This is a genomic window from Flavobacterium sp. T50_26, assembly GCF_057652995.1.
In genome coordinates this window covers 109,737-120,607 of the sequence record NZ_JBYFCC010000001.1, presented here as the reverse complement: position 1 = coordinate 120,607, position 10,871 = coordinate 109,737, and the positions used below count along the sequence as shown (strand labels likewise).

At 31.3% G+C, this 10,871-nt stretch carries 6 protein-coding genes; all 6 read right to left on the bottom strand.

Features of this window, described 5'->3' with window-relative positions; translation table 11 throughout:
• Window positions 1-16 precede the first annotated feature (16 nt).
• On the bottom strand, window positions 17-2,449 hold the full coding sequence (locus tag AC23MC_RS00510) for a GmrSD restriction endonuclease domain-containing protein (RefSeq protein WP_487566503.1): 2,433 nt from the start codon (window positions 2,447-2,449) through the stop codon (window positions 17-19).
• Window positions 2,450-2,461: 12 nt separating this feature from the next.
• Entirely contained in the window at window positions 2,462-4,414 is a 1,953-nt protein-coding gene (locus AC23MC_RS00505; protein ID WP_487566504.1) for a DUF262 domain-containing protein, read from the bottom strand.
• A 25-nt stretch (window positions 4,415-4,439) separates the two neighbouring features.
• Window positions 4,440-4,763, bottom strand: a complete 324-nt coding sequence (locus AC23MC_RS00500) for a hypothetical protein (RefSeq protein WP_487566505.1) — start codon at window positions 4,761-4,763, stop codon at window positions 4,440-4,442.
• 81 nt (window positions 4,764-4,844) lie between these two features.
• Window positions 4,845-6,128, bottom strand: coding sequence for a ComEC/Rec2 family competence protein (locus tag AC23MC_RS00495; RefSeq protein ID WP_487566506.1), 1,284 nt, complete (start codon window positions 6,126-6,128; stop codon window positions 4,845-4,847).
• Window positions 6,129-6,503 (bottom strand): hypothetical protein, encoded by a 375-nt coding sequence (locus tag AC23MC_RS00490; RefSeq protein ID WP_487570618.1) that lies wholly within the window; start codon window positions 6,501-6,503, stop codon window positions 6,129-6,131.
• A gap of 2 nt (window positions 6,504-6,505) precedes the next feature.
• The gene (locus AC23MC_RS00485) at window positions 6,506-10,870 is read right to left on the bottom strand and encodes an Eco57I restriction-modification methylase domain-containing protein (RefSeq protein WP_487566508.1); all 4,365 of its coding nucleotides are present in this window, start codon (window positions 10,868-10,870) and stop codon (window positions 6,506-6,508) included.
• Window position 10,871 lies beyond the last annotated feature (1 nt).

The following is a 10,871-nucleotide window of genomic DNA, read 5'->3' as shown; positions in this document are numbered from 1 at the left end:
GTTTTTCAAGTTGTAATTAAATAATGATACTAAGAATACTCCCCATTGTCTGTTCATCAAAAACCTCATTATTTATTTGATTTACCAAAGCCCCAACTTCATTGATGTTTGTCAAGTTAAAATAGGAATATTTTTTTCTTATTAACCAATCATTTTCAATATCATTAGCATCAATAATTGCATTTGTTGAAATGGTGGATTTACCATCATCTTTTACACCAATTGTTAAATTACCATACTCATCAAATTCACCAACAATTGTGAAATGATTGTATTGTTTTGAAAGAATTATTTTTTTAGTATGATATCCCCAATAAAAATTTGAATCACCACATTTTTGTTCAACTTGCAGATTAAATTTACTTATCAGCACAGTAACTAACTCATTTCTAAAACCATCAATGGCTACCCATTTATGCCAAGCACTAGGTTTTCTAATATACAATTGCTCATTTGCCCATTTTAGCTCTAATGTTTCATTTTGTTGCATCCAAATGAAAAATTCTGAATCCTGATATAATTTAGCATGAATATACCTTGCTTTATTTAGTGTATTGGAACCTATAGTAAATTCGCTAATATTTGAGCTTGTTTTAATCTTTGTATTTAAATCTATAATTACTGAATTTTCATCCGTTAAATCACATAAGTTGCAAATAAATGATTTAACATTCAAATTTCTTCTTAACAACAATTTCCAATTAAAAGAATTGTCTCCAAATTTAAATTTCAATAAATCGTCCCAAACAACAATATTCGAGACAAAAGCTCTCAATAGAAGATGGTCGTTTGCGAAAGTATCCTTAGATCCATTATAAGAGAAAAGTTTTTCAGCGATAACTAATCGATGTTGGAAACATTTACTATCCGGGTTGTGCAAAAGTAAAAAGCCTATATTCCCTTGAAATAAAGCATGTTTCTCGGCAGAGATTAGTAAAGACTCCCAATTTGAATCAGCAATAATCAATTCAGCTTTTAATTTTTCTTCTTCTAATTGTGCTTTCACAAAAGATGATTCGTTTTGTATAATACTTTGTAAAGATGGACTAGCAAGAAAATTATATATATCTCCAGATCCCTCAGATAGTTTGTTAATGATTCTCATAATATTAATCATTACTGGAATACTTCTGATGTCTGGGTCATCAATAATATTCCAAACAACCCTAATCCAATTCTTGAATTTACCATTATCAAAAATATTCCTTTCAAGATATAATGATACGGCAAGAAATAAAATTCTTTGTGGTTGGTTTATTTTTTCATCAAATAAATTCCAACTTTCATTTTCTGTCCAAACTGGTACAATACTATTTTGAATTTCATTAAAATTTTCTGATAAGCTATCAAGAACTTTTTGAACATTTAAAATGACACCCGTCTTTGCAAAAAGTTTCTCATAAAATTCAAACCCATTATATTTTAAATTAATTACTTTATCATCACCACCGTAAAGTCTTTTAAAGACATCCCCTTTTTCAATCGAATCAGCACTATCCGAAGTTGAAATAATATGCTGGTTTAATAGAAAACGATTCCAAAAACGCAGGTAAAAAACATCAATATTGTCCACTCCCTTATCTTTTGCATATTCCCAAAATAAATGTGTCCAATTGTTATCTAATTTTGTTGCAAATGAAAGATGATAAGGCATTTCTCGCTCTCTAAGTTTTACTTTATTTTGGAATTGAGAATTAAAAGGATTTTTCTCACCTCTTATCCAATTGATTAAGTCCGCTTTAAAATTTTCGAAATCCGTGAGCTGTTTTCCTCTTGCATTCATTTTTATATAAAGCTCATCCGATAAATTAAAACCTCCAAGTGGTAGAATGTAAAAACAAAGTTTAGATAATGATGGAAATAATTGGATAGTGCAATTATTTGCGAATTCTCGTTCGTATAACGAATGAATACTATCCAGCATTATCAACATTGCTTTTACTGTTGGATCTTTCTCAAATCTACCAAAAAACCATGCTTTCTTTGTAATTTCTTTCTTGGGTGTACTATCAAAACTTATCGTTATTTCTATTAATTTTTCACAAAAATCTCTGGCACTCATTCTGGTTGCATAAGTAAATCCTTTAAGTGAAGTGATCAAGTCTTCTAATTTCTCGTCTTTTAACTCTCTTTTGCCAATATACCAATACAATAAAAACAATGTAGTTAACCTTTGTTGTCCATCTAAAGGGATGAAATGTGTTTTCTTGTCAATTTCCTTTATAGAACCATAAATGAAGTCTAATTCCAAATTAAAATCACTTACTAGAGCCGTAAATATAGATTTGAGGAATCGCTTGCGTATTTCACCTTCATCTTCTCTGCCTTGTGCATAATCCCTCTGAATCATAGGAATTTGAATGCCCTCAAACTTATAAGACTTTTGAGCATCTTGCTCTTCGATAATGATTTCTTTGGATAAAATATCAATTAAATTATACTTATTCATTAGCTATCTTGTTTAAGGTTTGTTAGGTAAAAAGTCTTGAAGTTTTTCGGCAATAATATTTCTATAATTCTTTATGTCTAACTCATTCCATTTGGTTCTACTTCCAGCATTTAAATCAAAATATTTGAGAAAAAGGTTTTTTGTCCAAATTGGTATAAAAGTACCATTCATGTCTTTTTCAATGATTATCCTCCTTTTAGAGGAAAATAATGCGTTTCCATAGGAGCGATTTGTTCCTGCATCAAGTAAGGTTAGATTTCCAATGTTGTTTTTAAGTTTTTCATCGTTTAAACCTTCACCAGCAATACGGATTATTTCACCTTGTAATGATTCAAAGTTTTCTTTTGTTTTTGCATCCTCGTTAAATGATTTAATTCGTTCCTTAAGTATAAAATCCTTTTTAAACTCATCAATATCTTGTAAATCAATTATTGAGGTTTTCAACCATTCAATTTGCGTTGGTTTGTCATTTAATTGGTTTTCAGTGGAAGAGTCAATATGCTCAACATCCCACTTTTCATTTTTGAACGTTTTAAAAGGAAATTTGAAAATAATATTTTTCTTTTCCGTTTCATCATCTGCAGATATAACCCCTATGGATTGGTCAATGATATACTGTATATTCAATAGCAAAAGGATTTCTCTGATTTGATCTTTTTGTTTTAAATAACTTAAATCCAAAAAAGGTTCTTGATTTTCATCAAATGACCAATTTATTTTTTTGTAACGATTCTTTATTTGATTTATCATACTACTGGTGATATCTTCTTTAGTATCAGAATTTGAATTAGTTAAATCAAAAAGTTCTACAATATTTTCTCCACAGAAAATTAAGAAGCCAATGTAGTGATACCATATCGGGTTGTTATACAATTCTAAGAATGTATTAAAATAAGAAGTTATCGTACTCCATTCATTTTTTATGAAAACAAAATCACAACCATCATCAAAACGCTTGTAAAAAAAACGGAAAGTTGCGTATTGATCTGTCCCAATAGTCTCTTCAATAGTGGGATTCGTTTTTTTTCTTTCCTCTAAATTTACAGAATTACTTGATCTAAATTTAACTTCTGGGTCATTTTTAATGGCTACATTTTTAATTATTTCAAAAATAAATTCAATTCTTGACGATACTTTATTCTCATCTTTATTCAAGAACCACCAAAAGTCATCATCTTGTAACGTGTTTTCGATCCTATCCCATTCGTTTGCAATTTCCAATTGACGAAGTTTGGCCAACTCATTCTTATCTTCACCAAAATTTCCTTCTTGTAAAAATAGTGCTTTGATAAGTTCGGAACTTGTAAGGGATATTTTACCCAAGTTGATTCGGATAAAAGTGGCTATTGGGTTTTTGCCATCTTCAATTTGATACCATATTACTTGAACAGCTCCTTTAATAGGATTATTAACATCCCCATGTGCATATACTAATGTGTTAATGATAGCTTCTCTAACGCCTCTCTGACTTTCCTGCTTTTCAAACCATTCCCTTATATATTTATAAGCGTTGGATATATGATAATAATCTATAGTTTCTGTGTTGTTCTCTGTAATATGATTTAAGAAATGCTCTGTATCTTCTCTTGTTTCATAATCTACTTTAAAAACATCTTTTCCGTATTCTTTCTTTAAAGAATCCCCTTTTAAATGTTCTTTAATAAGATAGGTAAATAATACCCTGATAGTTGTGAGTCTCTGCTGACCATCTACCAATTCCCAACCTTCTACTTCTTCCTGAGTATTGTCTGGCAAGGCTCTATGCCACTTATGTGGTTTAACTACGACCGGTTGCAAACAATAAAATTCGTTATCTGCTTTTTTACGAATGGCAAATGCATAAATATCATTCAATAAATCCTCTACCTGTTGTTTTGTCCAGCGATAGCCACGTTGATAAGAAGGTATATAAAAATTCCTTTCTAAAAGTTCGCTAATTGAATATAGTTTAATGGTATTATCCATAGTTCATTTTTATTTATTTTAGCTACTATCTTGCTAGTTGATTAATCATCTCCGATAACTTTCTGATCTCCTCAAACTTCTCCTCAGATGTCAAATTAACCAAGATATCATTTTGAACATTTACTCGTTTCACTTGTATGTAATCAAACAACTCTTGCATCTTTACCAATGCACCATTTTTTGTGTATTCTTTATTTTCGTTTGCAAGTTGCGATGCATGATTTACAATAGCATTTAACGGGTACCAAGTATTATGATAAAGAAAACAATACAAATTTTCTCCATTATTAAATAGCATATTACCTGCCTTACAATCTTGAATAGCCTGAATTATATGATGTTGTTCCATTATTTATTAGTTGAAATTGATTTTATACATTTTATTTTTCACAGTAAAAATGAAAAATAATGTTTTATGCTTTTTAATTCTTTAAAATATTTGTTCAATAATTAAATCACAATTTCCTCCACAGGGCACATTTAAATTATTTACATATGTAAAAGAAATACTTCCATTAATAGTATCGCGTCTTTTAACCCAACCAGCTGCAATATAAGCATTAACAGCATCTGTTCTTGGATGACCATATCTAGTATGTGCATATGAATAAGCTATATGATATTTGTCAAAAGGTAGTGGAACATCAGAATTATTTATTTCAAAATTAGCACCATGATGAGTAGCTACCAAACCATCAAACTTATATTCATTTAAAAATGGAATATCTTTAAATGCGGCATCAGCAGAGTGTAAAACATTTGTAATGGGATTATTGAGGCTAGAAACAACTAACGCTAAACCGCTGTCGTTTTTTGAAACACCTTTACATTTAATAATATCACCACCCCAAAAAGTAAATCTGTCTAATCCAAATTCTGGCCAAACTAAAACATCACTAATCGCAGCTATTTTGCACAAAAATTTCATGTAAGAAGAAGTAATATTTTGCTTTGGAACAATCCATGTTTTATCTCGAAATTTTTCCCACTCTGGAGTATAGCTATATCTCCTAGCAGTTTCTAAATGATCCCAATCCCAATGGGAGAGTATTATTGTTTTAGCAAATGAAAAACATAATTTTTTGGTTTTAAGGTAGGTATTTTTAAAAAACCGCCACCCGCCACCCATGTCATAATAAACTAATGGAATGTTATTAAGACTTGCTATTGAAGATAAACTACCTTGACCTACATTATAAACATTTAGCTTATGAAATTCATTATGGTAATTAACAGAAATAATTAAAGCTTCTGATAATTGCTCCACACTAGAAAATTCAAATGAATTCCAAGAAAAAAATGTATCTAATTGTAAAGCTATAGGATTGTTTTTTCTTAAAGCACTTATTGAGCTTATGTATCTTACAATGCCATCGCTGTTTTCATTGTTGTCAATATACTGCGTTATTTTTAAATCTGTTATTTCATCTGTTACAGTAATCAAAAGCCATCTACTAAAAATTCCTAATTTTTGAAGATTGAAATATCTTTTATGAATTTCACCTCTAAAATCTCCTTCAAAAAAATAAGGTGTCATTTTTTCGTAAACTTGACTTAAATTTTGATCTTGAAACTCTTGAAACCATTCGTATTTGATACCATCGAAAAGAAAATCAAATGCTTGATTTTCTATTGTTTCGATCTCGTCTATTCCTACAAGAAATTTTTCGTCGTTAAACCAATTTATATTCTGTGTAAAATTTATTGTAACCATTTATTTTACTTTTTTTAAATTCTTACCCCCATATTTAAATGAAAACAAATTATTACTAGAATATGATTTCTCAATAATATGTGGCCAAACTCTTAGAACCGTCATAGCGAACTCAAAACGGTCAATCTTATCATCCATTACTCTACAAACTATTGTTTTGTATCCTTCTTCTGATTGTTTAATTATTGGAATTGAAATTCCTTTTTTCTGAAAATCTACAACAAGAAAAATTGAGTTATTTAAATCATTTTCATTTATTTCATAGTCACCCCAACGTTCTATTTCATATTTTTTTTGCTTTTGAAGATTATGAACATCTTCCAGTAGTTTAACTACTGGTTTAGGATAATTTGAGTCAATATATATTTTCATCATACTTATGATTGATAGGCTAATACTGCTTCTATGTCTTCTTTACTTATTTCATAGTCTTCAATGATTTCCTCAATTGATTCTGGTCCCGAATAGAAGTGTAAAATAGTTTCAACATTTACTCCTTTTTGACTGATTATTGAAGGTTTTCCTCCACCAACTTTTGGGGTAATTTCAATACGTTTCAACCCTTTTGAAGGTGTTATTCTTTGTGCAATACCAGATGTGTCAAATTCAATATCTCTAAAAAATTCTCTAACAATATCTAAATTGAATTGGTTTTTACCATTTAATGTAATGTTACCGTCTTCAAAATCCCAAGTAATATCACTTCCAGAAACTTTTAATTTTTGATTTACATTGTTGGTTGCAAATGGGAATGGCTTTCCTGTTTTATCAGACAAGTCCTGTCTTGCTTTAAAAATGGCTCTGATATTGAAATCATTATCTATTAATTCTCCAATAACTACCAATTCAATTAATCCGTGGAAACTGATACGACGATTATCTATATCTGTTTTTACTGAATTATCTAGTCCTTCATAGTCTATTTCTGCTAATTTATTGAACCAACGTCTCACTCTTTCAATTGGTTTATTGATTATTCGAGCTACGTCTGCAATTTTATAAATGCCATCTGTATTGGTAAACTCTTTCATAATTGTATCATTTGAAGTGTCAAATATTGACACTTGATTGGTTTTTTGTTTTTGTACTTTTGCTTTCTCCTTCACCACTTTCTCCTTCTTCTTATCCCACAAACCAGCAGCTACTTCTTCTTCATGGATTTTATGGTTTAGTTCTAACAACCGTTTTAAAACTTCTTTGCGAGCTTCTGGATGTATGGTATAACGTACACGGTCATTTTCTGGTAAGTAATCGACTTCATAGAAATCATGACGCAAAGAAATGTCTTGCCAACCATAAGCTTCAATAACTTTATAATCAAGCTCGTTTTGAAAATCTCTTATGGAATTGAATTCACTTTCTGTTGTATGCATTTTATTGTACAAAGTTGTCAACCCTATTTTTTGATTATTTAAAATAGCTTTTCTATTTGAGTGGTAATCTTCCGAAACTTTTCTAATCAATTTAATGTCATTTGGTAAAGGAAATGTTTCGAAAACGTCTGTTGGAGTGTATCTCATCCTAGTTTCTAATGAAGAGCCATATTTCCTTGCCCATTCTTCATGTATAGTTGACTGAATTAATCCTAAAAATTCTATTTGGTCATTTGATATAATATTTAAGGCATTACTAATTACATAATTTGTATTTGTAAATTCCGCAATTAAAAATTTAGAAGTAAATGGAATTACTATACAAGTATCTAAATTTTCCATTTTCTTGTATAGATCGGCTTTGTTTCTTTTATAAATCCACCATTTTGTAGCGGCAGCTTTGTCATTTTTTGACTCTCTTTCAGGCTTAACTCTTTCTAAAACAATTTTCATTACATTAGTAAATAATTTAGCTTTTGAAAGTTCAAAATCTCTAAAATTTATTATTTGTCGTTTTGGTTTACAGTCAGGTATATTTAATAAGTCATCGGCATTTAATAGATTAGAGATTACATTACTATTTTTTTCATCTTTAAGCAAGAATTTTGCTTCTTCTTCATCAAGAATAAAACCCGTTCCTCCAAAATCAACACCACGAAACATCAAATCTTGATTTTGAAGTAATGGATTTGGAAATTTGAAGTCATTGTCTTCACTAAATAAGGGGCTAATATTTTCTACAACTTTTCCATTGAGATATTTTTTAAAGCAATTTAATTGTTTTGTTATGCTAAGAAGTGATACGTTTAAATTTGCTTCTCCTACCCAAGGTGTAGATTTTATTGCAAAAACTATTTCTGCATTCTGAGAACAAATAATATCCAGTCCTCCTGATCTTGTATCTCCTTCAGAAATACTGTTTGTTGTAATTAATCCTAAAAAACCTCGATTGTTTATTATTTCATTAATTCTTCTCAAGAAATATGTAACTAAATCAGATTGACCTCCTACGCCTTGATATTCGTAATGAATAAAATTCAAAAAATCACCTCCATAAGCTCCGCTTATTTTTTTTCCTCCTAAATAAGGTGGATTACCCAAAATACAATCAAAGCCACCATTTTGAAAAACTTGTGGAAATTCTAAAAACCAATGAAAAAAACGTTTGTCTAAACTTGTTGCCAAAGCAGTTCCTCGATCTAAAATTTGAGCTTCCGTTTTTAGACAGCTCATGTATTGACTATGTGTTGTCAGCTTTTCTTTATGGGCTTCTGTTTTCGGGATAAAGAATTGTGCCACTTGCAAATCAGCAATTTGTTTCAGTCTAAACCACTTTTTTCCTTGGGTTAAGTCTTGGTAGGCTTTGTCTTTTTGGGCAATTTGTTCCGGTGTGTTTTCCGGTAATTGAGAAAACGAGGTAAACTCTTTTTGTAACCCTTTTAAATCATCGTCTACTTTGGCAACGTCATAAGTACTTAATTGTTCTTTGGTTTTGCGTTCTAAAGTGTTACGTTTTTTAAAGGCAGCAGCTATTTCTTTGTTGTCACCAGGTAATGTTTTAAATGCTTCGCTGGCAATACCATTCTCTAATTCTTCAAAATGGGCTAAACCTACAATAGCATTTCCGCACTTAATGTGATGGTCTAAAAAGTTCATCGGTTGACCTGGTTCGTGTGCTTCTAACCAAAGTGCTACTTTACAGAGTTCTACCGCCAATGGGTTTAAATCTACTCCATAGATGCAGTTTTTAATCACGTCTCGTATGGCACCACGGTAGTAAGCCGGTGACGGTTGTTCGGCACCTTCACGAAGGGAAGCTAATTCAGCTGCAATTTTACGAGCTGCCGAAAGCAAGATATGACCCGAGCCACAAGCTACATCACATACTGTAATTGAAAGCAAAGCTTCCTCAGGATTGGCTTTTTTTAGTTTATCAGCAATGATATACTCTAACGAATGTTTGATAAGCGGTTTTACCAATTCTTCGGGTGTGTAATGCGAACCTGAACTTGAGCGTTCATCACCTTTTACAAAAGCAAAGTGGTATTCTAAACCAATTTTTTCTATAACTGGAGCATATTCCAGCAATCCTTCATAAACAGAACCAAATTCTTCTACATCTAAATCAGAGTAATTAACCCGAACCAATTGTTTTTGGTCGTTTACAAATGTGGTTAGGCGTTTTAGTACCTCAATTAAGTTGGCGTTACTTAAAAATTGTTCTTTTAGTGTACCTAGAGCAGCTGGAGCAAACAAGCCACTGCCCAAAGGTTTAATGCCAATTTTGTTACCGTATTCTTGCTGTTCAAATAGTAGAAAAGTGGTTTTTAAACTTTCCCACAAATCGTATTTGTCGCCATCAACATACACCCGGTTTTCGGTTAGTTTACGTAAACGCTCAATACTGTAATATTTATAATAGATTTCTCTGAAGCGTTGTTCTTCTTCAGATAAATTTTCAGGATAAATCAACTTGCGTTCTTCCAATACAATCAAGAACAAAATGCGGTATATCAATCGTAACTGATGGGTATAAAAAGTATTGGCATTGAGTTGATTATTTTCTATTAATGCTATTAATTCTTCATTTTTAGGATGAGAAAGAAAACCGTTGGCTAAGGTTTTAATGGAATCTTCTACCGCTTCACTCAATTTGGTTCGAATACGCGTACCCGAAGCCATACTTTCCTGATGATAAAACTCAATGATGGATTCTGCACCAGCATCAATTTTATCTGGCATTCTACTAGCATGTAACACTCGAAATAGGAGCGAGAAGTCAGCATAAAGTTCTTCCTCAAACATCCGTTCTAAATCGAATTCCAAATAACTCATACGCACCAAACGAGTGGCATCACGTAGTAAACGCAATTGACGTCCATTGGTCACTAAAGCAAATAGATGTTCGGTATTATTGAGGTATTCTTGTACTAACGCATGAGGCGAAACTTTTTGACTGCCAGTATCTCTGCGTTTGTCCAAATTGTCATTATATCCCATAATGTGAATGGGAAAATCATCTTTATTAGTAGCACTATGACTGATGGTATAGGATTTACCATTAATGAGTTGGGATCGTTGCAATCCCATTTGATAGCCTAATTCTATTAATAATGGAATGATTAACTTTTCTCGGGTTAATGATGTACCGCTATCACCTTGCGGTAGTGTTTCTAAACGTTTTTTATAGGCTTGCCAATGCGTTCGCATAATAGACCAAGCCATACCAATTTCATCTCTCAAGGAAGCACTTCGTGCTAAGCCGAAAGCTTCGGGAGTTTGAAATTTATATTTTTCTTCTGAACGGATTTTGTCTAAAATCTCAGAAGAAATGATGTTTCCTTGTATGTTAATGCTCGAAAAACTCATA